Source organism: Paenibacillus sp. FSL H7-0326 (assembly GCF_001955535.1).
GTDB classification, from domain to species: Bacteria; Bacillota; Bacilli; order Paenibacillales; family Paenibacillaceae; genus Paenibacillus; species Paenibacillus shunpengii.
In genome coordinates this window covers 2,053,194-2,076,246 of record NZ_MPVN01000001.1, presented here as the reverse complement: position 1 = coordinate 2,076,246, position 23,053 = coordinate 2,053,194, and the positions used below count along the sequence as shown (strand labels likewise).

General features: G+C 43.0%; 26 protein-coding genes. 25 read left to right on the top strand and 1 reads right to left on the bottom strand.

From position 1 onward, the window contains the following. The first annotated feature begins 3 nt into the window (after nucleotides 1–3). The 25 genes from BK126_RS09945 to opp4C all read left to right on the top strand — a co-directional run bounded on the left by BK126_RS09945 (nucleotide 4) and on the right by opp4C (nucleotide 22,251). A complete protein-coding gene (locus BK126_RS09945) occupies nucleotides 4–354 on the top strand; it encodes a hypothetical protein (RefSeq protein WP_083655791.1) in 351 nt (116 codons plus the stop codon). 1,096 nt (nucleotides 355–1,450) lie between these two features. Beyond that, nucleotides 1,451–1,915 carry a hypothetical protein gene (locus BK126_RS09940; protein WP_076312367.1) on the top strand — a complete coding sequence of 155 codons (465 nt, stop codon included), beginning with the start codon at nucleotides 1,451–1,453 and terminating at the stop codon, nucleotides 1,913–1,915. 141 nt (nucleotides 1,916–2,056) lie between these two features. Further along, on the top strand, nucleotides 2,057–2,407 hold the full coding sequence (locus BK126_RS09935; protein WP_256702765.1) for a hypothetical protein: 351 nt from the start codon (nucleotides 2,057–2,059) through the stop codon (nucleotides 2,405–2,407). A 345-nt stretch (nucleotides 2,408–2,752) separates the two neighbouring features. Beyond that, nucleotides 2,753–3,133, top strand: a complete 381-nt coding sequence (locus BK126_RS09930; protein ID WP_076312366.1) for a hypothetical protein — start codon at nucleotides 2,753–2,755, stop codon at nucleotides 3,131–3,133. Between the two features lie 222 nt (nucleotides 3,134–3,355). Beyond that, nucleotides 3,356–4,582: a WXG100 family type VII secretion target gene (locus BK126_RS09925; RefSeq protein ID WP_076312365.1), complete on the top strand. Its 1,227-nt coding sequence runs from the start codon at nucleotides 3,356–3,358 to the stop codon at nucleotides 4,580–4,582. A gap of 13 nt (nucleotides 4,583–4,595) precedes the next feature. Continuing rightward, a complete protein-coding gene (locus tag BK126_RS09920; protein WP_076312364.1) occupies nucleotides 4,596–4,841 on the top strand; it encodes a hypothetical protein in 246 nt (81 codons plus the stop codon). A 316-nt stretch (nucleotides 4,842–5,157) separates the two neighbouring features. Then, the gene (locus BK126_RS09915) at nucleotides 5,158–6,225 is read left to right on the top strand and encodes a WXG100 family type VII secretion target (protein WP_076312363.1); all 1,068 of its coding nucleotides are present in this window, start codon (nucleotides 5,158–5,160) and stop codon (nucleotides 6,223–6,225) included. A gap of 6 nt (nucleotides 6,226–6,231) precedes the next feature. Beyond that, nucleotides 6,232–6,432 carry a hypothetical protein gene (locus BK126_RS09910; RefSeq protein WP_218639244.1) on the top strand — a complete coding sequence of 67 codons (201 nt, stop codon included), beginning with the start codon at nucleotides 6,232–6,234 and terminating at the stop codon, nucleotides 6,430–6,432. 12 nt (nucleotides 6,433–6,444) lie between these two features. Next, complete coding sequence (locus tag BK126_RS09905; protein WP_076312361.1) at nucleotides 6,445–6,738, top strand: hypothetical protein; 294 nt, start codon at nucleotides 6,445–6,447, stop codon at nucleotides 6,736–6,738. 157 nt (nucleotides 6,739–6,895) lie between these two features. After that, nucleotides 6,896–7,360: a hypothetical protein gene (locus tag BK126_RS09900; RefSeq protein WP_076312360.1), complete on the top strand. Its 465-nt coding sequence runs from the start codon at nucleotides 6,896–6,898 to the stop codon at nucleotides 7,358–7,360. 140 nt (nucleotides 7,361–7,500) lie between these two features. Beyond that, the gene (locus BK126_RS09895) at nucleotides 7,501–7,998 is read left to right on the top strand and encodes a hypothetical protein (RefSeq protein WP_076312359.1); all 498 of its coding nucleotides are present in this window, start codon (nucleotides 7,501–7,503) and stop codon (nucleotides 7,996–7,998) included. Between the two features lie 199 nt (nucleotides 7,999–8,197). Beyond that, the gene (locus tag BK126_RS09890) at nucleotides 8,198–8,578 is read left to right on the top strand and encodes a hypothetical protein (RefSeq protein ID WP_076312358.1); all 381 of its coding nucleotides are present in this window, start codon (nucleotides 8,198–8,200) and stop codon (nucleotides 8,576–8,578) included. 206 nt (nucleotides 8,579–8,784) lie between these two features. After that, nucleotides 8,785–9,933 carry a WXG100 family type VII secretion target gene (locus BK126_RS09885; protein ID WP_076312357.1) on the top strand — a complete coding sequence of 383 codons (1,149 nt, stop codon included), beginning with the start codon at nucleotides 8,785–8,787 and terminating at the stop codon, nucleotides 9,931–9,933. 21 nt (nucleotides 9,934–9,954) lie between these two features. Then, complete coding sequence (locus BK126_RS09880) at nucleotides 9,955–10,359, top strand: Imm7 family immunity protein (RefSeq protein WP_076312356.1); 405 nt, start codon at nucleotides 9,955–9,957, stop codon at nucleotides 10,357–10,359. A gap of 75 nt (nucleotides 10,360–10,434) precedes the next feature. Then, nucleotides 10,435–10,893: a hypothetical protein gene (locus BK126_RS09875; protein WP_076312355.1), complete on the top strand. Its 459-nt coding sequence runs from the start codon at nucleotides 10,435–10,437 to the stop codon at nucleotides 10,891–10,893. Between the two features lie 79 nt (nucleotides 10,894–10,972). Continuing rightward, a complete protein-coding gene (locus tag BK126_RS09870; protein ID WP_076312354.1) occupies nucleotides 10,973–11,854 on the top strand; it encodes a GNAT family N-acetyltransferase in 882 nt (293 codons plus the stop codon). 91 nt (nucleotides 11,855–11,945) lie between these two features. Continuing rightward, nucleotides 11,946–12,515, top strand: a complete 570-nt coding sequence (locus BK126_RS09865) for a DUF4256 domain-containing protein (protein WP_076312353.1) — start codon at nucleotides 11,946–11,948, stop codon at nucleotides 12,513–12,515. Nucleotides 12,516–12,829: 314 nt separating this feature from the next. Further along, on the top strand, nucleotides 12,830–14,002 hold the full coding sequence (locus BK126_RS09860; RefSeq protein WP_445321914.1) for a dicarboxylate/amino acid:cation symporter: 1,173 nt from the start codon (nucleotides 12,830–12,832) through the stop codon (nucleotides 14,000–14,002). Nucleotides 14,003–14,180: 178 nt separating this feature from the next. Further along, on the top strand, nucleotides 14,181–15,050 hold the full coding sequence (locus BK126_RS09855; RefSeq protein ID WP_076312352.1) for an alpha/beta fold hydrolase: 870 nt from the start codon (nucleotides 14,181–14,183) through the stop codon (nucleotides 15,048–15,050). Continuing rightward, a complete protein-coding gene (locus BK126_RS09850; RefSeq protein ID WP_076312351.1) occupies nucleotides 15,047–15,823 on the top strand; it encodes a DUF1684 domain-containing protein in 777 nt (258 codons plus the stop codon). Before BK126_RS09855 ends, BK126_RS09850 begins: the two co-directional genes overlap by 4 nt. 811 nt (nucleotides 15,824–16,634) lie before the next feature. Continuing rightward, entirely contained in the window at nucleotides 16,635–18,269 is a 1,635-nt protein-coding gene (locus tag BK126_RS09845; RefSeq protein ID WP_076312350.1) for an ABC transporter substrate-binding protein, read from the top strand. Nucleotides 18,270–18,343: 74 nt separating this feature from the next. Continuing rightward, a complete protein-coding gene (locus BK126_RS09840) occupies nucleotides 18,344–19,345 on the top strand; it encodes an ABC transporter ATP-binding protein (RefSeq protein ID WP_076312349.1) in 1,002 nt (333 codons plus the stop codon). Further along, on the top strand, nucleotides 19,338–20,270 hold the full coding sequence (locus BK126_RS09835) for an ABC transporter ATP-binding protein (protein ID WP_076312348.1): 933 nt from the start codon (nucleotides 19,338–19,340) through the stop codon (nucleotides 20,268–20,270). Before BK126_RS09840 ends, BK126_RS09835 begins: the two co-directional genes overlap by 8 nt. A gap of 83 nt (nucleotides 20,271–20,353) precedes the next feature. Further along, nucleotides 20,354–21,328 (top strand): ABC transporter permease, encoded by a 975-nt coding sequence (locus BK126_RS09830; RefSeq protein ID WP_076312347.1) that lies wholly within the window; start codon nucleotides 20,354–20,356, stop codon nucleotides 21,326–21,328. Beyond that, the gene (opp4C, locus tag BK126_RS09825) at nucleotides 21,325–22,251 is read left to right on the top strand and encodes an oligopeptide ABC transporter permease (protein WP_076312346.1); all 927 of its coding nucleotides are present in this window, start codon (nucleotides 21,325–21,327) and stop codon (nucleotides 22,249–22,251) included. Before BK126_RS09830 ends, opp4C begins: the two co-directional genes overlap by 4 nt. 195 nt (nucleotides 22,252–22,446) lie before the next feature. On the opposite strand, the gene BK126_RS09820 is transcribed toward opp4C, so the two are convergent. Next, complete coding sequence (locus tag BK126_RS09820; RefSeq protein WP_076312345.1) at nucleotides 22,447–22,995, bottom strand: hypothetical protein; 549 nt, start codon at nucleotides 22,993–22,995, stop codon at nucleotides 22,447–22,449. Nucleotides 22,996–23,053 lie beyond the last annotated feature (58 nt).

Here is a 23,053-nt window from a genome sequence, read left to right as displayed (position 1 = left end):
AAATTGTTTCATGTAAATACCTTTATTAGTAGACCTGACAGAAAAATTAACGACCTATCACTTTTGGAATCTAATATCGAAGAATATTTTGTCCAGATTAAAAATGCTCCTGAGATATTGAATCTCGAAGATTTATTAGATTTTAAATATTTGAATGGAGCAATTACTTTAAAGTATTTCCAAGAGTCTTTACTTGATGTTACCTTATGGGATTTAGTTGACCAATTATGGGCGTATATTTTAAATGTTATAGAAAATTTGATGAATTTAGGAGAAGGGGAGACTTACTTTCCCGATCAACCTGTAAAGCTACGATTAAATCAATATCTAGGGATAAAGTGCAGTATGAGTTAGAGGGTAGGCACCACTTTAAAGTTGTACTTCCCAAAAATGAATTGATTGTAGCCTTATTAGATGGAGCAGAGGAATTTTTTAAAAGTATGGAGGAGTATTTTAAAGGTAAATGTAATTATCAATATGAAATTGATAAGATTGCTTCGTTGAGAGATCGATTCAAACAACAGCGTTGATGAAGAGCTGACCTAGTGTTAAATGAACCTCTTTCCCTCGTCATTAACTCTATTTACTGTAATTAACTTGCGGAATATGAAAAGAGGTAATACAAATGAGGTATATAGCTCGAGTTAAAGGATTAGACCCACAAGAGGATTAGAAATTCGTGAATTATGTGATAGTAAAAAAGAACTTGAACGAATCGGTACAAGCTATAATTATTATATTCGTGGTGTTCTTAATGAAGATTCAATTGATGCAGGGACCGTTATTTCTGACGATGACGAATATTTTGCTAACTATCCTGATTTAATTGGCAAAGCTGTAAAGTTCCAGGTTGAGAGCAGCACGCTTTGCACCCGAGTTAAGCCAAGCCGAAAGAATGATGCTTGCAAGAGATGCTATTCAGCGATTACGGAATGAAGGAATAAAATTGAGAGATGTCAAAGAATCACTTGATATTTTTGAAAGATAAGGAGATCTAACAATGAGTTATACACATATTATGCAAGTAGGATACAGTATAAACCATGAAAAATTAGGCTGTATTATTGGAGGGGCGCTGATTCATCATTCTCCTCTGACCATTCAAATATACCGAATCTCACTGAAAAACATATTATGGTTAGAACTACAAATGAAGAATTAAAATTTAAAGTGAAAAATATGAATCTCTCTACTTATATATCTGGGATGATAAATATCGGAGTAACCGTATATGATTCAGATAATTTCTCAAAGATTAGAACGGGAGATCATGTTTTTGCTCTATTGGATTAAGAATCATTGGAATATATCTCTTTAAATAATGGGTTTGTGGATCGAATCGTGAACCTTTGAAATGTCATCTCCTATTCAAGCCGCTGAACTCGCTGACGGATGAGCTCATTTTCTTCAGTAGCTCAATTATCCTTTTTAGATGAAAGGAGAAACCGAAATGAGAAAATACAATCGAACTAAAGAAGAGCTTGATAAGATAATTGAATTTGTAGAAGAAGATTTTCCAAGACATCATCGTAAACTAGAAGAAATCACGGTAAATACCGTATTAACCCCAAGAGAAGCCATTGATCTCGCTAAAAGATATCATCAAGAGCATGGATTAGATGGAACGGTTGATGAACGAACAGAAAGCTTACTCTTTGATGAAGCCTATACATTTAGGATAAACCCGGATGATAGAGAGAATGATGATATACGGCCAGCTTGGAGAGTGACGGTTGATCTTGAGCCTAATCCATTTTTATTTGAGGATTATACTCTAATAGTATCAGACCCAGATAAGACAGTGATGGGTATGTTAGATGCTAATGGACATCCAGTATCGGATGGTAACGAAATCACAGACGAAGATATAGAATATATTACGAGTGGCGAAGAAGCGGAAAAGGATAAGGCATGATGCCCCAGGAGATTTCATTGAAGTTACAAACGGTAGGGGAATCACATTCCTAGAAAAGAAGTTAGCTGATGGACGTGGAGTAAGGCTTAATCAAGACGGAACATTTAAGGGTTTTATTGATCAATAAGAGGAGTGATATTTTTGGAAAATATGGAGATTATACTAGAAGACTTTCCAAAAGTTGAGTTAGACAAGTTAGTATATAATGAACTTGAAGTTAGCTCGTCTGAAGTTAAGTCATCCCATTTCTATGACCACAATAGTGGTTCAGATATTAAATTTTATCAAATTAAAAGTTTCTCGGATGTACTCTCACCGATTGGAACGGGAAATGTATATCTTAAACAGTTAGAAATAGGGAGCCAATTAAATGATGTAATGATTATATTCTCCTTTAATGAGGATGTAGGAGGTGTTACATTTAATTTTTCGGAAAATGAACTATACGAAGGTAAAAGTTTAGAGGTAAGACAAAAAGTTAAAAAACACTAGAATATCTTGCAGTCATAAAAGATAAATTCAACATACCAAAAATCAGATTTGGGTTTGAGCCTGCAACAGATGATGATACTTATTTAGTAGAGCTTGGTGAGGAAGAATTTAATTTAGAGGATAAAGTAGATCTCATGTTCAGATAGAAAAGTTCTAACATGTTAAGACTTGGCATTGTAGGACGTGAGAGGTTGGTTATGACTACGATCGGAGTACCTGAATAGTACATAACTTGGAAATGTGAATGAGAGCCTGCTCCGGGGAATTTTCATTACTCATGTCGCATTGGTTCGGCCAAAGGGAAGCTCTCTTCGAAACGGACTCTAGCGAAATGAGGTAACAATAATGAGGTATATAGCTCTAGTTAAAGGATTAGACCCACATATTGAAGAGGAAGTTACACTCGAAGTACAAGGAATAGAGTTTACGGGATTTGCGTTTATATGCCCTTATGAAATTGAAGTAGGAAAAGAATACCCTGTTACCATAGGATTTATGATATTAGATGGATTAGAAATTCGTGAAATATGTAATAGTAAAAAAGAACTTAAACGAATCGGTACAAGCTATAATTATTATATTCGTGGTATTCTTAATGAAGATTCAATTGATGCAGGGATCGTTATTTCCGACGATGACGAATATTTTGCTAACTATCCTGATTTAATTGGCAAAGCTGTAGAGTTCCAGGTTGACCGAATTAGTGTGGAATTTTTGAAGATCTAAAATTATTTGAACCTTGACTGGCTGCGGGCTTTTCAAGGTTTCTTTTTTGTATTACTAACTCCGTCCGTCGCGCACCACGCTTCGTGGGTTATTTTGCCATCCTGCTCATTAATGAAGGTCTTCCGTATGAATCGACGTGATTAATGAAAGGACATGGGTACCTTTTCCATAGGGTGATATATAAGTAAAATTATAACTATCTATCAAATGGAGAGGTAGCTTATGACAAGAATCAAAGTTCCTATAGATGTGCTGCTATCGGTATCTGATCAATTCGACAATGCATCTAACCAGCTAAAGATGATCAATGAGAACCTTCTCCGGCAAATTTTTATGCTGATGTCCAATTGGTATGGTCAGAGAGGGACGGCTTTTCAAACGGATTTTAAGACAGCGTATGAACAGATGAATGTAACCATAGAGCGTATGCATGTGATCAGTCAGGAACTGAAGGGTATTGCTGTTCGCTTTATGAATGCGGATCAGCTGCAAGAGTTTATGGGTGAACAGCGGATGGAGTTGTTCGCTAAACTCAGCACAACAAGCAGCAGTGAGCCTCCTAGATCGTTTATGGATCAAGTCGGGGACACCGCAAAGGATCTGGCAGGAGGACTCAAAAAAGGTCTAGGAAGCGTAGTCGAATCATTAAAAGATACAGGAACAGCCATTGTAAAGAATCCCATCGGGACGTTAGGGGACATGGCTTACAATGCAACTGTAGGGACCGCCGAAGATGTAATTGGTTTCGCTGCATGGGGCAAAAACATGGTTATGGATGAAGGAGAACGTGAAGCATTCTTGGAAGGAATACAGGAGGAGGTCAACGCATCCGGAAAAGCTAACTTTGTTGGCGAACAAGCAGGAGTAATGTTGGGTTCGATTCTGGTAGGAAAGCTTGGGATTAAGGGAGGAGGCCCTAATCGTAAACCTGATACAGGTGGAGATGGTGGTAGCCGTAAGGACAGTAATGAGGGGACAGGTGATCTTCATCCAAATGGGACGCCAAACCCAACACATAATGCTAAAGGTGAACGGATTGATAATGTAGACATACCTAAAGTGAAACTCACTTCTATACCTGAGTATATGAAACAAGAAGATATTGCAAATAATAAATATGCAAGCTTTAGAACTATGAAGAATGATATCAGTGATATTGCAAAGAATACAGGTTGGAAAGAAGCTGATATTCAGCAGATTAAGAATCATTTGTTCATAGAAAAACATAAGTTTGACAATGGACAAGTAAAATTGTTTGACCCAAATTATCAACAAGCTATGGCATGGGAAAGAATGGTGCAAGGAAACTACAATAAGAATGACATCCTTTTGCTCAATCACGAATTGTTTGAATCTAATTACATGAAAAAGCATGGGGCTACCTATGAAAAAGGACATGCGGAAGCTCAAAAGTATTATAATTGGTCGGATAGTATATATGAAGATTGAGGAGGAGATAGGTTTGGCTACGTACGTTTTGCTGGTGAAAGAAGAAGAAACTGAAGAGTTTGTAGTGTATAAATTTGGCCCTGATAAAAATAATTTGGGGAGGTTACGGCTAAACAAAATTAGTGCAGAACCTGAGGAGATTGAAAAAGTACCGGGCACGACTAGTAATTTCTATTATTTTTCAGCGGCATCAAAACTAATTAGAATACTCAAAGAAGGAGATGGAGTTTTTCCTGACACAACGTCATACGCTTCTTAAGTTATATCTCTCGGAAGTGCTGGTTGTTGAAACAGTTCCTAAACAGATTATCCATGTAGTGAAGACTAATTTATCTAACCTTGATAGCCTTGGTGCTTTTCAAGGTTTCTTTTTTGTATTACTGACTGATTCCGTCCGTCGCGCACCACGCATTGCCATTCAGGCGAGGGGCAGATTTGTGGGTTATTTGCCATCCTGCTCATTAATGAAGGTCTTCCGTATGAATCGACGTGTTCATTGAAGGGACATGGGTACCTTTTCCATAGGGTGATATATAAGTAAAATTATACCTATCTATCAAATGGAGAGGTAGCTTATGACAAGAATCAAAGTTCCTATCGATGTGCTGCTATCGGTATCTGATCAATTCGACAATGCATCGAACCAGCTTAAGATGATCAATGAAAACCTTCTCCGGCAAATTTTTATGCTTATGTCCAATTGGTATGGTCAGAGAGGGGATCTCTTCCAAACGGATTTTAAAACAGCTTATGAGCAGATGAATGTGACCATAGAGCATATGTTTGTGATCAGCCAGGAACTGAAGGGAATTGCTGTTCGATTCATGGATGCGGATCAGCTGCAGGATTTTATGGGTGATCAGCGGTTAGAGTTATTCGATAAACTTAGTACAACAAGCAGCAGTGAGCCTCCTAGATCATTCTTGGAAAAAGCGGGAGACGTCGCAGCGGATTTTGGCAGTGGGGTTAAAAAGGGCCTTGGAGATCTGGGGGATTCATTAAAAGACACAGCAACTAACTTATACGAGGATCCGATAGGGACACTGGGTGACATGGCATATAACGCTACTATAGGAACGGCAGAAGACATAAAAGGTGCTGTTGTATGGGGCAAAGATATGGTCATGGATGATGAGAAGCGAGAAGCATTCTGGGACGGCACACAGGCCAAAATCCAGGAATCCGGGGGGGTTCCTAACTATTTAGGTGAACAGGCAGCGGTTATTTTAGGTTCTGCAGCAATTAGTAGAGTTGGAATTAAGGGAGGTTCGAAGTTAAAGACTGAATCAGGTAGAAATGGAAGTAGTTATGAAGAGAGCTTTAATAAGACTGATCTTGCTAAAAATTTTATTGATACAAAAGGATTTAGGAATGATACTCCACTTACTCAGGAACAAATAAATGAAGTAGTTAGTTATGCTAAACAATTGGGGTTTCCAGAGAATCAAATTATTATCGCCGATCAGATAACTACCACTCAAACAAGCATAGCATATGGAGAAATACTGTTTATTAACAATGATGTTTTACCAACCAATTTACCAACTAGAAATCCAAACTCTTTAATTAGTGGTAAAGGTACTATTGCACATGAAATTGTCGGACACTATGAGACAGTAAAGAAAGGAACAGCTTTTGATTAATTTGACTTGATTAACAATGAAATGATTCCAAATCCAATAAATACTGCCCTAGATGAAGCACAAGCTAGTATTAGAGCAGCACGCTTTGCACCCGAGTTAAGCCAAGCCGAAAGAATGATGCTTGCAAGAGATGCTATTCAGCGATTACGGAATGAAGGAATAAAATTGAGAGATGTCAAACAATCACTTGATATTTTTGAAAGATAAGGAGATCTAACAATGAGTTATACACATATTATGCAAGTAGGATACAGTATAAACCATGAAAAATTAGGCTGTATTATTGTAGGGGGGGTTGATTCATCATTCTCCTCTGGCCATACAAATATACCAAATCTCACTGAAAAACATATTATGGTTAGAACTACAAATGAAGAATTAGAATTTAAAGTGAAAAATATGGATCTCTCAACTTCTATATCTGGGATGATAAATATTGGAGTAACCGTATATGATTCAGATAATTTCTCAAAGATTAGAACGGGAGATCATGTTTTTGCTCTATTGGATTAAGAATCATTGGAATATATCTCTTTAAATAATGGGTTTGTGGATCGAATCGTGAGCCTTTGAAATGTCATCTCCTATTCAAGCCGCTGAACTCGCTGACGGATGAGCTCATTTTCTTCAGTAGCTCAATTATCCTTTTTAGATGAAAGGAGAAACCGAAATGAGAAAATACAATCGAACTAAAGAAGAGCTTGATAAGATAATTGAATTTGTAGAAGAAGATTTTCCAAGACATCATCGTAAAGTAGAAGAAATCACGGTAGATACAGTATTAACCCCAAGAGAAGCCATTGATCTCGCTAAAAGATATCATCAAGAGCATGGATTAGATGGAACGGTTGATGAACGAATAGAAAGCTTACTCTTTGATGAAGCCTATACATTTAAGATAAACCCAGATGATAGAGAGAATGATGATATACGGCCAGCTTGGAGAGTAACGGTTGATCTTGAACCTAATCCATTTTTATTTGAGGACTATACTCTAATAGTATCAGACCCAGATAAGGCAGTAATGGGTATGTTAGATGCTAATGGACATCCAGTATCGGAGGGGAACGAATTCACAGATGAAGATATAGAATATATTATGAGTGATGAAGAAACGGAAAAGGATAAGGCATGATGCCCCAGGAGATTTCGTTGAAGTTACAAACGGTAGGGGAATCACATTCCTAGAAAAGAAATTAGCTGAAGGACGTGGAATAAGGTTTAATCAAGACGGAACATTTAAGGGGTTCATCGATCAATAAAAGGAGTGATAGTTTGGAGAATCTGGAGATTATTATAGAAGACTTTCCAAAAATTGAGTTAGACAAGTTAGTATATAATGAACTTAAAGTTAGCTCATCTGAAGTTAAGTCATCCCATTTCTATGACCACAATAGTGGTTCAGATATTGAATTTTATCAAATTAAAAGTTTCTCAGATGTACTCTCACCGATTGGAACGGGAAATTTATATCTTAAACAGTTAGAAATAGGGAGCCAAGTAAATGATGTAATGATTATATTCTCCTTTAATGAAGATGTAGGAGATGTAACATTTAATTTTTCGGAAAATGAACTATACGAAGGTGAAAGATTAGAGGTAAGACAAAAAGCTGAAAAAATACTAGAATATCTTACAGTCATAAAAGATAAATTCAACATACCTAAAATTAGATTTGGGTTTGAGCCTGCAACAGATGATGATACTTGTTTAGTAGAGCTTGGTGAGGAAGAATTTAATTTAGAGGATGCAGTAGATCTCATGTTCAGATAGAAAAGTTCTAACAAGTTAAGTCTTGGCATTGTAGGACGTGAGAGGTTGGTTATGACTACGATCGGAGTACCTGAATAGTACATAACTTGGAAATGTGAATGAGAGCCTGCTCCGGGGAATTTTCATTACTCATGTCGCATTGGTTCGGCCAAAGAGAAGCTCTCTTCGAAACGGACTCTAGCGAAATGAGGTAACAATAATGAGGTATATAGCTCTAGTTAAAGGATTAGACCCACATATTGAAGAGGAAGTTACACTCGAAGTACAAGGAATAGAGTTTACGGGTTTTGCGTTTATCTGCCCTTATGAAGTTGAAGTGGGAAAAAAATACCCTGTTTCCATAGGATTTACGATATTAGATGGATTAGAAATTCGTGAATTATGTGATAGTAAAAAAGAACTTGAACGAATCGGTACAAGCTATAATTATTATATTCGTGGTGTTCTTAATGAAGATTCAATTGATGCAGGGATCATTATTTCCGACGATGACGAATATTTTGCTAACTATCCTGATTTAATTGGCAAAGCTGTAGAATTCCAGGTTGACCGAATTAATGTGGAATTTCTGATGGACTAAAATTGTTTGAACCTTGACTGGCTGCGGGCTTTTCAAGGTTTCTTTTTTGTATACTGACTGACTCCGTCCGCCGTGCACCACGCATTGTCATTCATGCTCATTAATGAAGGTCGAATCGACGTGTTTATTGAAGGGACATGCGTACCTTTTCCACAGGGTGATATATAAGTAAAATTATACCTATCTATCAAATGGAGAGGTAGTTTATGACAAGAATCAAAGTTCCCATCGATGTGCTGTTATCGGTATCTGATCAATTCGACAATGCATCGAACCAGCTTAAGATGATCAATGAGAACCTTCTCCGGCAAATTTTTATGCTGATGTCCAATTGGTATGGTCAGAGAGGGACGGCGTTTCAAACGGATTTTAAGACAGCGTATGAACAGATGAATGTAACCATAGAGCGTATTTATGTGATCAGCCAAGAACTCAAAGGAATTGCCGTTCGCTTCATGGATGCGGATCAGCTGCAGGATTTTATGGGAGAACAGCGGATGGAGCTCTTCGCTAAACTAAGTACGACAAATCACATTAGCGAGCCGCCTAAATCATTCATAGATCAAGTGGGAGACACCGCAAAGGATCTGGCAGGAGGACTCAAAAAAGGGCTGGGAAGCGTAGTCGAATCATTAAAGGATACGGGAACAGCCATAGTTAAGAATCCTATCGGTGCTTTAGGGGACATGGCTTACAATGCAACTGTAGGGACCGCCGAAGATGTAATTGGTTTCGCTGCATGGGGCAAAAACATGGTTATGGATGAAGGAGAACGTGAAGCCTTTCTAAAAGAGATTCAGATGAAAGCGAACGAGTCCGGAAAAGCTAACTTTGTTGGTGAACAGGCAGGTGTAATGTTAGGCTCCTTCCTGGTTAGTAGGATTGGGATTAAGGGAGGACCGAATCATAAAGCGGATACAGGTGGTGACGGAGGAAGTTCTAAGAATAGTGCTGTAGGGAAGGGTGACACTGCTTCTAACTTCATTAGCGGTAAAGGTATCTATACCCAGTATTCAGGTGGACTAAAACAAGCGAATAAGGAAGATGTAAATGCAGATTTGCTTGCAAAAAAAATTGGTGGACAGTCTCGAATGATATTCAATAATGATCCAAAAGGTCGAGAGTTTGATGTGATTTCTGAACAGTATATTGGTCAGACCAAAACTTCAATGAATAGTTTGAGTTCACAATTTAGGGAACAGGCAAAGGCTACCATTGAAGCTTCTATTGAAACAGGTGGGAAGGCATATTTTCATTTTGAGACTGCACCTGCAGATAAAGTAATTAGACAATTAAAGGAATATGAAAAGAGGTATAATGTTGAAATTGTTATCGATATCTCTTCATTAAAATAAAGGACTAGAGAGGAGCTAAACATGTATCAATATCATGGATGGGCAGTTGTATTAGAAAATACTAACGATGAGACGAATAAGGAAAAAGAAATAAACATTTTGGAATCAATTAAAGTGTATATTGAGGGTTTACAACCTAATGTAGATGTTATAGAAATGAAGGCAATAAATGGACAATATCATCTTTGGATGACGGGGTTGTGGAATCGAGAGCCTTCTTCAAATTATAATCCAGTGGAAATAATGCGGAACATAGGGGATCTTGCACCTGGCTCATATGGAATGCTCTATGTTTTTAATGATGAGCACCCTAAACATTTTAATGAATTTAAAGTTTACGTTCTTGCGAGGGGAAGCATTCAAGAAAAAGACGATCCATTTTTGTCTCCATTAATCCCTGTTGTAGCCGACGATTCTGAATTTTAGAATTTGGTAAGCTATGACCGTATAAGGATTTCGGCATTCTGAGTATACGAATAATCGCGAATGGAGGTAGGAGGGATGGAAGATACTTATCTAAAGGAACCTACATTTACACTTAGATTAAGTGGGGAGTACTTTGAAAATGAAATAGGTTGTTTAGGAAAACAACTTGCTCAAATATTAACCTGTATTCAGCATGAAACTTCCAATCTTACTTGGTTTGCTTTTGATGTGTTTGGTAGCAGTACTCAGCCCTCAGAGGTGTTGTTTCCGAAGCCTTACTCTGAAATCCTGAGTACAGATGAACTCATCAAAAAAGTGGAAAAAATAGTGCAATTCCATTCCGGAGTGTTCATTGGAATTGAAAAAGGTAAAAAAATAGACTGGGACACTCATTTATTACCGGAAACAGAAGAAAGTGAAGGATTACAAAACCACGAAGCAGAATTGGAAATTCGTCCATTTGATACTTCATACTTTGAAGTTTACGGAATGAACAAAGATATTGAAGCCAAAATTAAATCTTGCTTTATATGATCTATGAGTTTATTGATCCAGTGTGCCTACATAAAGACTGCTGCATTATCTGTGTCTATTTAATAGGAGGACTGAGCTGATGTACACATACGAAACACTAGATAACATAGATACTCAAACCTTGCACCACGCGTTTCTAGAGGCTTTTTCCGATTATCAGGTGAATATCAATCTATCACTTGAAGCGTTTCAGAAGATGCTTGTAAGAAGAGGATATTCTCCGGAGATTTCGATCGGTGCATTTACAGAACCTGGACATGAGCTTGTTGGCTTTATCCTGAATGGATTGAGAAATTGGAATGGGGCACGAACCGCATACGACCTTGGCACCGGCGTTACACCTTTACATAGACAGCAAGGGATTTCGAGCCGCATGTTCCAATCGGTACGGGAAGAGCTGAAGCGGAATCAGGTGGAGAAGTATTTGCTCGAGGTTCTTCAAAACAATGAAGCTGCCTTTGAGCTATACAAAAAGCAAGGGCTGTCCATTACAAGAAACTTCTCGTTCCATAAGCTGGAGCAGAGCCGTTACCATGCAAAAGAGCTGACTTATGCCATCGAGTACCTGACAGAAGTAGATTCAGATACATGGGAACAACTGCAAATGTTGTGGGATTTCAGCCCCTCCTGGCAAAATTCAATCGATTCCATTCGCGCTGTGCAGAAGCAGTTTGTCTATGCAGTCGTACGGCTGGAGAAGAAGATTATCGGTTACGGCATCGTAGACCCTGTAACAGGCGATGTCCCGCAAATTGCGGTGCATCCTGTATACAGGCGCAAAGGGATCGCGACGAGTATAGTAGACACATTGATGAATCATTCGAACGGCAAACAACTGCGAGTGATTAATGTAGATGATGCGTGTGAGGGTATGAAACTGTTTTTGGATAAAGTAGGATTTGAAACGATTGGACATCAATACGAAATGATGCTTACTCTTGATAGAAATGGAAAGAAATAAGAAGATAGAATATAGAACATGCAGATAAAGATCCCCGAGGACGGTACGTGATAGCCATCATTTTAAAACAAGCACTGGAGGTTATATTTAAATGGAAAATAAACAGAGGACATTAACACCGGAGCAGCAGGAAGAAATCCTGTCGATATTAAAAAAGCGTTTTGAGAAACATATGGATCGCCATGAGGGAATCGAATGGAGCGCAATAGAAGATAGGCTGCACACCCAGCCGGAAAAACTGTGGTCGCTATCTGAAATGGAGAGAACCGGCGGTGAACCGGACGTAATTGGTTATGACGCAGAGCTTGGGGAATACACATTCTGTGATTGTTCCGCAGAGAGCCCAAAAGGCCGTAGAAGTATATGTTACGATCATGAAGCACTGGAGTCAAGGAAGCAGCATAAGCCAGAGAACAGTGCGGTGAACATGGCAGCTGAGATGGGCATTGAAATGCTGACAGAAGAACAATTCCGGGAGCTTCAGCAGAAGCTTGGAAAGATTGATAACAAAACATCAAGCTGGGTCCTTACGCCACCGAATATTCGTAAACTGGGTGGGGCGATATTTTGTGATTACCGATATGATACGGTGTTTGTGTACCACAATGGGGCAGATTCCTATTATGGAGCCAGAGGCTTCCGCGGTTTGCTGAAAGTTTAGTGGTGGATTGAGCAGCATCATTAAACGGCATTTTTAATGTATAAACATCAGATAATCCCAGAGAAACAAATAACCTTGAATGGCATGCTGCCGTCAAGGTTTCTTTTTTTAGCGGACGCTGTTGGTCCAAGGATACCTTCACACAAGACAAAGAAATATAAATTAGGGAAATTATTTAATAATACTCAAATTTCATACATTTAGGGCATGACAATTATACTATTATGTGATATATTTTTGAGAATTCCGCGTTAAGAGGACTAGTGTCCTTGTGCAGTGGACATTAAAATATGACATTAATAGGTGATGACATCATGAATAAGATGAAGCTCGGCCTGCTGCCGAAGATATTGATTGCCATTCTGCTCGGGATTGCGGTGGGCTCGTTCTCGCCGGAGTGGCTTGTTGCTGGACTTGCCACTTTTAGCGGATTGTTTGGTAATTTTTTAGGCTTTGCCATACCTTTAATTATTATCGGATTCATAGCGCCGGGAATCGGCGAGCTGGGGAGAGGAGCAGGACGCCTGCTTGGAATGACGACAGGACTTGCTTATGTTTCTTCCATTATAGGGGGCTTGCTGGCCTTTCTTGCTGCAACCTTGCTATACCCGTATATACTGGAGGCGGGAAGCCTTACCCAGTCATTCAGCAATCCGGAAGAGGCACTGCTTGCGCCTTACTTCACCGTAGATATGCCGCCTGTATTCGGGGTCATGACTGCCTTGCTGCTGGCCTTCACATTGGGGCTTGGGGCTGCGGTCATTAAGGGACAAGCTCTGCAAAATGTCATGATTGACTTTAGAGCCATTGTCGAGAAGTTAATCGCTTCGGTGATCATTCCGCTGCTTCCTTACCATATCTTCTGTGTGTTTGCCAATTTGACGTATGGTGGACAAGTGACGATGATTCTGTCTGTATTTGTGAAAGTGTTCGTTATGATTATCGTTCTGCACATTCTATATTTGGTCATACAGTATGTGGTGGCAGGACAGATTGGGCGTAAGAATCCATTCACTCTGCTTAAAAATATGATTCCCGCATACTTTACAGCGATAGGGACACAGTCCTCGGCTGCAACGATTCCGGTGACGCTTCGTCAGACGAAGCTGAATGGGGTCAAGGGGAAGGTAGCTGATTTCGTTATTCCGCTGTGCGCGACGATCCACTTATCCGGCAGTACGATTACGCTCGTTAGCTGCTCGATGGCCGTTATGGTGCTGACAGGGATGCCGATTACCTTCGGTTCTATGTTTCCGTTTATCTTAATGCTGGGTGTGACGATGGTGGCTGCGCCTGGCGTTCCCGGTGGTGCGGTCATGGCCGCACTCGGTCTCTTGGAGTCCATGCTCGGCTTCGATACGACGCTTACTTCTCTGATGATTGCGCTATATATTGCCCAGGACAGCTTCGGGACAGCAACGAATGTTACGGGTGACGGTGCGATTGCGATCATCACGGATCGAATGAGCAAGTCGGAGCCTGCATAAGCTATATATAGTGAAGAAAAACAGCTCAGCTCCTGTTACAGGAAACTGGGCTGTTTTGATGTTTCTCTACATTTAATCATACAGCACTGGACAAGCTTGGTTTGACTTCATCTTTTTGAGCAGAGATAATTAGAAATTAACAGCATCATTAGACTTAACAGAAAGCGAAGTGTATATCATGTTTGCATCGATCAATGGAACGCGTCTCTATTTCGATATTGAGGGTTCGGCATATGTTCCACAAGGAGAGAAAATGGTAAAACGCCCCGTGCTGTTCGCTATTCATGGCGGCCCGGGCAGTGATCATTCGGATTTTAAGCCATGGCTTACGCCGCTGGCTGATCATATGCAGATTGTGTACCTGGATCAGCGCTGCAATGGACAGTCGGAGCGGGTAGATCCGGCGACGTGTACGCTGGAGCAGCTGGCTGATGATATTGAGGCACTACGGGTGTATCTGGGCTTTGACCGGATCAATCTGCTGGGCCATTCCTTTGGCGGCTTTGTATCACAGGTATTTGCAAGCCGTTACCCGGATTCGCTGGACAAGCTGCTGCTGGTGGATACGGCACCAAGCAAGGAATTCTATCCCGCTGCCCTGGAATTCGCCAGCCACATCGCGACACCAGAACAAATGGCTATGATTCCGGAGCTGTTCGAGGGCAGGATTGAGGATGAGGAGCACGCTATTCGCTGGTGGGATCTGAACTACGATCTGTATTTCCATGTGAAGGACGAGAAGATCATGCGTGAGACAGGAAACCGTCCCATCGGTTCCATGGAAGTGGCGAACTATACCTTTAAGCATCTGATTCCTCAGTACGATGTACGGGACAAGCTGCCAGCATTTACAATGCCGACCTTAATCGTTGGGGCAAAATATGACTGGATTACGCCCGTATCCCAGGCGGAAGAGATGCATCGGCTCATTCCGAACTCGGAGCTCGTTATATTTGAGCACAGCGGGCACAGTCCGTATGTAGAAGAGAATGAAGCGTTCCTGAAGCGTGTGCTTGCCTTTCTGAACATCGAGGGAGAACAGCAATGATTGATATCTTGACTTGGAGAGCGGAGCGGGAACGTTCAGTTGCTGAATTTCAAGGGGATTTAGCGCTCGTTAAGCTGCATTTCGTGCAAGGTACGACGACCTTCGAAGACATTCCAGGGGTATGGGAGCCGCTCACTTCTGGAACCCCGGGTCTCAAGCTGACCGCTGCCGCAGCAGACGGATTGACGATCGAGGGGAAGCCGGTAGACGGTACCGTTATTCTCGAAGCAGATCATACGCTTGTTCGCCTGTCTGAGCGGATCACGCTTGTTGCTACGTCCCAGCCGGGCTCCGATCATCTGCTGGCCGTATATGATGCGAAGGCTGATGCCGTGCAGCAGTATGAGGGGCTCTCCGTATTCCCTTATGACCCAAGCTGGTGTATGACAGGAACCTATATTCAGGAAGAGGAAGGCCGCACCGCAGCCTTCGCGCATGTGTCGGATCAGGAAGGCGCAGGGCGTATGCATCAGTCCCCCGGTGACATCCACTTCGAGTATGAGGGAGCAGCATATCGCCTGACGCCGTTTGCCTCTGGAGATACGCTGGTTATCGTATTCGGCGACCGGACGAATGGGCAGGAGACCTATGGTATGGGGCGCATGGTTAATGTTATACCGGAGGCGAACGGTACGGTACAGCTGGATTTCAATTATGCTTACCTGCCTCCGTGCGCTTTTTCACCTCATTTCAACTGCCCTATGCCGCCTTCGCATAACCGCTTGCCATTTCGAATTACAGCAGGAGAGAAGCAAGTGCGGTTTCGTAAATGAATGTAATAATAAAAAGAAGAGGGAGACAGCCAGCTGTTCTCAATCTTTAATGTATAAAGAAAGAAGGAGACAGCGAGCTGTTCTCAATCTTTAATGTATAAAGAAAGAAGGAGACAGCGAGCTGTTCTCAATCTTTAATGTATAAATGAAAGAAGGAGACAGCGAGCTGTTCTCAATCTTTAATGTATAAAGAAAGAAGGAGACAGCGAGCTGTTCTCAATCTTTAATGTATAAAGAAAGAAGGAGACAGCGAGCTGTTCTCAATCTTTAATGTATAAATGAAAGAAGGAGACAGCGAGCTGTTCTCAATCTTTAATGTATAAAGAAAGAAGGAGACAGCGAGCTGTTCTCAATCTTTAATGTATAAAGAAAGAAGGAGACAGCGAGCTGTTCTCAATCTTTAATGTATAAAGAAAGAAGGAGACAGCGAGCTGTTCTCAATCTTTAATATATAAAGAAAGAGGGAGACAGCCAGCTGTTCTCATTCTTTAGTATATAAAGAAGAAGGAGACAGCGAAAACTGTCTTCTTTTTTTGTACAACCCACCAAATAAATGTCGCTTTATGTCTAAATCAAGAGGTTAAATATCGAAAAATAAAAAATAACGTTGAAAAACGTCAGATTTTATTTGAATGACGCGTTAAATGATAGTAATATGATTTGTTGAGTATTCTCTTTGTCATTAACTGTTAGCTGGAGAGATTAATAATTATACAACATACAAAAACTGTGCATTGACAAAACTTTCGAAAAATCTGATAGTTAATTAAAACAGAGTAGAATAATAGGAATTAGAATAAGGGGTGCACAAATGGCGATCAAGAAGACACACAGAAGAGCTTTAGCGTTTATGCTTACTGCATTGCTGGTCATTATATCCGCATGTGGAAGCAGTGGTGGCGGCGACAATAATGAAGGCGGTACCAGCAGTACGGATAACGGCGGCAAGAAGGCCGTCAATATCGGAGTAACTTATGCACCAAGCGGTATTAATCCGCTGTCCCCGGTGGGACTTGTTTCTACATATGTAGCAGGTCTGATGTTCCCGCCGCTGGTCGAGCTGGATTCAAATCTGGAATATCAGCCGATGCTGGCGGATTCCATTGAGACCGAGGACAATACAACCTTTACTATTCAACTGAATGAAAATGCGAAGTGGACAGACGGAACTCCGGTTACGGCAGACGATGTTATTTTTACGCTGAAGCTGATGAGTAATGTAAAGGTTGCTTCCAACTACGCCTATATTTTTGCAACGATTGAAGGCCTGGATGATGCAGGATATCTCCCTGAAGGTGAAGATGAAATATCCGGTGTCAGCAAGGTGGATGACCATACACTAACGATCAAGACCAAAGCACCGACGACGCTTGATATTTTTAAAGACACCATTGGACGTAATCTGATGACGCTGCCACAGGCGGCACTGAAGGATATTGCACCAGAGGATATTAATACAAGTGATTTTATGCAAAAACCTACAGTTACTAGCGGTCCCTACAAAATGGTGAATTATAACCGTGATCACTTTGTAGAAATGGAAGCAAACCCGGACTATTTCAAGGGCGCTCCTAAGATTGAGCAATTGAACTTTAAGGTACTTCAAGGAACGGCAGTGGCTGCACAGCTGCAAAGCGGTGAGATCGACATGAACATTCCTTCGGCTGGTGTTATTCCGATCAGCGACTATGAGAATGTGAAGGCGCTGGAGCATGTGACAACCGTAGATGGACCACCGATTGCTACACAGTTTATGTACATTAACGAGAATTCCGTACCTGACGCGAAGCAAAGACAAGCCATCTCGTATGCAATGAACCGTGAGATGATTGTGAACAATCTGCTGAAGGGCTCTGGTGAAGTGGTTGATGATTTCTTTACAAGCTACAGTCCTTATAAGGATGAGAGCCAGCAGCCAGTCGCATACGATCCGGAAAAAGCAAAAAGTCTGCTTGCTGAATCCGGCTGGGATTCCGGCAAGACATTAACTCTGTCTGTTCTGTCCGGTGATGCAACGCTGGAGCAAGCGGCAAACATTGTGGCAGAGAACCTGAATGCAGTCGGTGTGAAGGTTCAGATTCAAATGCTGGATCTGGCGACACTGCTCGATCGTATCGTGAAGATGGAGTATGACCTTGGTATTCTGACGGTATCCCTAACACCGGTCAATCCGCTGCCGGATATCGCATACTTCTTGTCCGAAGGCAATCCGAATGCTTATAAGAATGAAGAAGTAGACAATCTGCTGAACTCGCTGTCCGCTGAGGTGGATGAAGAGAAGATTATGGACGACTACAGCCAGCTTCAGGCGATCCTGAAGGAAGATGCGCCCATGCCGTCGATCTATGCAACCAAGGCGCTTGGGGCGGTAAATAAGCGTGTAACAGGAGCAACACCTCAAGACTTTGGCATGTTTATTAACGTGCATGAGTGGGACGTACAGTAAGAGTAACAGCAGAGCTACAGTAAGAGTTTATATAGGATGAACAATTTTGGTGAGATAAAGGATGGTTGATAAAAGTGAATAGCTTACTGAAGGTCAGCCATCTGCAAACCGCTTTCGATACGGATCAGGGGAAGGTCGTCAGTGTCGATGACGTCAGCTTTGAGCTGAAGGCCGGGGAGACGCTCGCGATTGTGGGCGAATCCGGCTCAGGCAAAAGTGTAACAGCTCTCTCCATTATGCGGCTGCTCGGTAAGAGCAGCCGTATTGATCATGGAACGGTTGTGCTTGATGGAACAAATCTGCTTGAACTGGATGAATCCCGAATGAGGGAAGTACGGGGCAATCAGATTTCAATGATTTTTCAAGAGCCGATGACTTCACTGAATCCGGTATTTACGATTGGATATCAGCTGATGGAGGCAATTCGGCTGCATGTGAAGCTCGGCAAGAAGGAAGCGCGTGAGGCAGCCATCGAAATGCTGCGCAAGGTCGGGCTTCCCCGTCCAGAGCAAATCATGAAGTCTTATCCATTCGCTCTGTCAGGCGGGATGAGACAGCGTGTGATGATCGCGATGGCGCTCGCCTGCAAGCCGAAGGTGCTGATCGCAGATGAGCCGACAACCGCGCTCGATGTAACCGTGCAGGCGCAAATTATGCGATTAATGAAGGAGCTGTGCGAGGAAGCAGGCACCGCTATTATTCTGATCACCCATGATTTGGGTGTAGTAGCGGAGATGGCAGACCGGGTACTGGTCATGTACGCCGGTCAAGTTGTTGAAGAGGCGGATGTATATACTTTGTTTGAGAAGCCGATGCATCCATACACCCGGGGACTGCTGCAATCGGTGCCTAGTCTTGACCCGGATGATGATGCGAAGCTGGCCTCCATACCCGGCTCCGTTCCGGCCCGGTATCAATTCATGAACGGCTGCCGGTTTCATAACCGCTGCCCGCTCGCGACAGAGCATTGCAGGGAAGTAACCCCGGTGCTGGAGCCGAAGGTGGAAGGGCATCTGGCACGCTGCTGGGAAGTAGGTCCAGAGAATATGAGAGAAGGAGAGGTCGTGTATGAGTAACCATGAACAGATTCCTGATACAGCTACGGCCTCTCCGCTGCTCGTGCTGGACCAGCTGAAGAAGCATTACCCGGTTCACGGTGGGATCTTAAACCGTGTTACCGGCCATGTCAAAGCGGTGGACGGTGTGGACTTGACCATTTATCCGGGAGAGACGCTGGGTCTCGTCGGCGAGTCCGGCTGCGGTAAATCAACGCTCGGCAGATGTATTGTTGGACTGGAGCAGCCGACAGATGGCAGGATCCTGTTTGCAGGAGACAACATAGCGGGGAGATCGGCTAAGGACATGGTCCAGCTGAGAACCAAGCTCCAGATCGTGTTCCAGGATCCGTATTCTTCCCTGCATCCCCGCAAGACGGTCGGCGATCAGATTGCTGAGCCGCTGTATGTACACCGGATTGTACCGAGACAGGAGGTACAGAAGGAGGTGGACCGGCTGCTCGAAACGGTAGGTCTGCCTTCCACGAGCAAATCACGCTACCCGCATGAATTCTCCGGCGGACAGCGCCAGCGGATCGGGATTGCCAGAGCGCTCGCGCTGAAGCCGCAGCTCATTGTATGTGATGAGCCTGTCTCTGCGCTGGACGTGTCGATCCAAGCCCAAGTGCTTAATCTGCTGAAGGAGCTGCAGAAGGAGCTGGGACTCACGTATTTATTCATCGCCCATGGTTTAGGGGCGGTAAGATATATCAGTGACCGGATTGCTGTCATGAACGCAGGCAAGATCGTCGAGATCGGAGATACGAAGGAATTGCTGCGGAGTCCGAAGCATCCTTATACGAAGGTGCTGCTGGATGCATTTCCGGTTCCAGACCCGCGCAGGCGAAACAGGGAACGTATTGAACTGACGGATGAGGTGCTGGATTCGGTGAACCCAGCAAATCCGATGAATTCAGCAGATCAGACGAATCCGACGAATCTGTAAATTTGTACATTCCTAAATTCCTAAATTTCGAACTACTTTCTTCATTCGGCGTTCTCTACTCATCTTGATGTGAGGTGCTTACATTGTTTAACTATATACTGCGCCGGATCTGGACGACCATCCCCGTTCTGTTTGGCGTAACGATTATTAATTTCATCATTATGAGAATGGCACCGGGTAATCCTGTGGACATGCTCGTTAGTCCGAAGCTGCCGGAGGCTGCACAGGAAGCGAAGCGGCTGGAGCTGGGACTTAACGATCCAGTCTATATTCAATACTGGAATTGGCTGAAGAATCTGGTGCTTCACGGCGACCTGGGCTTCTCTATGATTACGTATGAGCCTGTCGGCCAGCTGATCTGGGAGCATGTCGGGCCAACGGTGCTCCTGATGGGCACGGCACTAATCCTCGGCATTGCCATTGCAATTCCAATCGGGGTGCTTAGTGCAGTCAAGCAGTATTCCAAGCTGGATTATATTGCGGTTACCGGTTCCTTTCTCGGAATTTCGATTCCAGGCTTTTTCCTGGGGATGGTTCTTATTTATTTCTTCTCGATAAAATGGAATCTGCTGCCTTCCGGCGGGATGACGGAGCTGGGCGGCGAAGGCGGGTTCCTCGATGTGCTGAAGCACATGATCCTGCCGGGGATCGTACTGACTCTGACGGTCGCAGGTCGGAATATCCGGTATGTCCGCTCCAGCATGCTTGAGATATTGAATCAGGACTTTCTGCGGACCGCCAGAGCGAAAGGGCTGAGGGAAGCACTTGTTGTCAATCGCCATGCGATGCGGAACGCACTGATTCCCATCGTTACGGTGATCGGACTTGAAATTCCAATTCTGTTCGGCGGAGCGGTCGTCATCGAGCAGATCTTCTCTTGGCCGGGTATCGGTCAGCTGACGATGTCCTCCATTATGAGCCGGGATTATTCCACGATTATGGGGCTTAACCTATTGGCGGCGGTCGTGGTCATTGCGGCCAACCTGCTGACGGATATCGTGTACGCGCTTGTCGATCCTCGGATCAAAAACAGCTACCAGGGAGAGGCAAGATCATGAAACTGCTGAGACATTATTTTGGAAGACGTTCCGTTGATCCGGAGACGTTGGATGCAGAGCAGCTGGCGGCAAGCCTGCCGTCAAGCGGGCCGGTGATGTTCTTCCGGCGCTTTCGCAGGCATAAGCTCGCCGTAGCAGGAGTCATATTCATGCTGCTGCTGACGCTCAGTGCGATATTAGCGCCATGGCTGACCCCGTATGAGCCAACGACGGTTACGGATGCCTTTGGCGCAGGGCCGTCCTGGCAGCATCCGCTGGGCACAGACCAGATCGGACGCGATCAGCTGACACGGCTGCTCTACGCAGCCAGAGTATCGCTTGCGGTTGGTATATTTTCCGTGCTGATCTCGTCCATTATCGGTACCGTGCTCGGTCTCGTTTCCGGTTATTTTGGCGGCTGGATTGATAGTCTGATTATGAAAATAACCGATATCTTTATGTCATTTCCTTACATCATGCTGATTCTTGTTGTGTCGAGCATTGTTGGTCCAGGCCTGCTGAACATTATCTTAATTCTAGGCTTCCTGGGCTGGCCGGGTGTGACGAGACTTGTACGGGGAAATGTACTCGCAGTGAAGCAGATGGATTACGTCAAGGCCGCTGTTGCGCTCGGCTACCGCACGCCGCGTATTCTGTTCGGACATATCATGTCTGTGACAGTGGCGCCGGTGCTGATCTATGCGACATCGGGTGTTGCACTTGCCATTCTTGATGAAGCTGCACTCAGCTTCCTGGGACTCGGCGTACAACCGCCGACGGCAAGCTGGGGCAATATGCTGACAAGCGCCCAGTCGCTTACCATCTTGACTTCACAGCCTTGGCTGTGGATTCCACCGGGTGTGCTCATTATTTTGACCGTACTGTCGATCAATTTCATTGGCGACGCGTTGCGTGACGCGCTTGATCCGAAGAACAACAGGTAATAAGAATTGCATGTTATAAACAAAGAACCTTAGTGGAGCATTGGCTTCACTAAGGTTCTTATTTTTATACAGCGGTCTAGGAGTTATTAGTATTAGAACAACCCAAGGAAAATGAGTGTATAATAATAAGACAAAGAGTAGAACAAATTGATTAAATAAATTCTTTATGTAGCCTTTAAGGTAGAAGCAACCACCTTAAAGGCTTTTTGTATCCTCTTTTTCCTTCAGCTGACGCTTCGTTTTGCGATCCAGCAGAGTAGTTGATGAGATCTTGACTGCTTTAAGGACTTCTTCTGCTAACTGATTGCCTTCATTTCCCTCATTGATATCTAAGTAGAATTGCTGAATTCCCAAATAACGTCCTGATTTCATTCTTTCCGTAGCTCCAATATGATAGCCTTCTATATTAGACAATACGGAAATACACTTCTTCTCATCGGTTGCCTTTTTCCATGATCTTACCCGCAGATGCTTCTCAAACCCCGTTTGTTTGGGGAATTCCTCAAGAAAGTATTGATTACAGCGATCAAAACCCTCCATTAAGGCAGATTGCAGCTCATCGGCAGAAGAATGGATAGAAATCTCAGTAACAGGTCCATCTAGAAATGATCCAAGGTAGGTGCCGTTCGGTGATTCCGTTGGATGATGGGAGCATATGTAGATGGTATCTGCATCAACAAATAGTGTAAGTGATTTACCGTAATCTTTAAGATCATAGGCTGGTACTTGGTTGCATTGCTTCATAGCTGTATACTCTCCTAAGTGTAATTACTTGTATAATATAGGGTTCACAACTACAAGT

Bases quoted from the DNA above. Each gene is read 5' to 3' on its own strand.
- opp4C (WP_076312346.1), top strand. From the start codon at position 21,325: ATGAAACTGCTGAGACATTATTTTGGAAGACGTTCCGTTGATCCGGAG.
- BK126_RS09900 (WP_076312360.1), top strand. From the start codon at position 6,896: ATGAGAAAATACAATCGAACTAAAGAAGAGCTTGATAAGATAATTGAA.
- BK126_RS09925 (WP_076312365.1), top strand. From the start codon at position 3,356: ATGACAAGAATCAAAGTTCCTATAGATGTGCTGCTATCGGTATCTGAT.
- BK126_RS09890 (WP_076312358.1), top strand. From the start codon at position 8,198: ATGAGGTATATAGCTCTAGTTAAAGGATTAGACCCACATATTGAAGAG.
- BK126_RS09905 (WP_076312361.1), top strand. From the start codon at position 6,445: ATGAGTTATACACATATTATGCAAGTAGGATACAGTATAAACCATGAA.
- BK126_RS09875 (WP_076312355.1), top strand. From the start codon at position 10,435: ATGGAAGATACTTATCTAAAGGAACCTACATTTACACTTAGATTAAGT.
- BK126_RS09820 (WP_076312345.1), bottom strand. From the start codon at position 22,995: ATGAAGCAATGCAACCAAGTACCAGCCTATGATCTTAAAGATTACGGT.
- BK126_RS09940 (WP_076312367.1), top strand. From the start codon at position 1,451: ATGAGAAAATACAATCGAACTAAAGAAGAGCTTGATAAGATAATTGAA.
- BK126_RS09850 (WP_076312351.1), top strand. From the start codon at position 15,047: ATGATTGATATCTTGACTTGGAGAGCGGAGCGGGAACGTTCAGTTGCT.
- BK126_RS09930 (WP_076312366.1), top strand. From the start codon at position 2,753: ATGAGGTATATAGCTCTAGTTAAAGGATTAGACCCACATATTGAAGAG.
- BK126_RS09845 (WP_076312350.1), top strand. From the start codon at position 16,635: ATGGCGATCAAGAAGACACACAGAAGAGCTTTAGCGTTTATGCTTACT.
- BK126_RS09885 (WP_076312357.1), top strand. From the start codon at position 8,785: ATGACAAGAATCAAAGTTCCCATCGATGTGCTGTTATCGGTATCTGAT.
- BK126_RS09915 (WP_076312363.1), top strand. From the start codon at position 5,158: ATGACAAGAATCAAAGTTCCTATCGATGTGCTGCTATCGGTATCTGAT.
- BK126_RS09880 (WP_076312356.1), top strand. From the start codon at position 9,955: ATGTATCAATATCATGGATGGGCAGTTGTATTAGAAAATACTAACGAT.
- BK126_RS09860 (WP_445321914.1), top strand. From the start codon at position 12,830: ATGAATAAGATGAAGCTCGGCCTGCTGCCGAAGATATTGATTGCCATT.
- BK126_RS09870 (WP_076312354.1), top strand. From the start codon at position 10,973: ATGTACACATACGAAACACTAGATAACATAGATACTCAAACCTTGCAC.
- BK126_RS09865 (WP_076312353.1), top strand. From the start codon at position 11,946: ATGGAAAATAAACAGAGGACATTAACACCGGAGCAGCAGGAAGAAATC.
- BK126_RS09855 (WP_076312352.1), top strand. From the start codon at position 14,181: ATGTTTGCATCGATCAATGGAACGCGTCTCTATTTCGATATTGAGGGT.
- BK126_RS09835 (WP_076312348.1), top strand. From the start codon at position 19,338: ATGAGTAACCATGAACAGATTCCTGATACAGCTACGGCCTCTCCGCTG.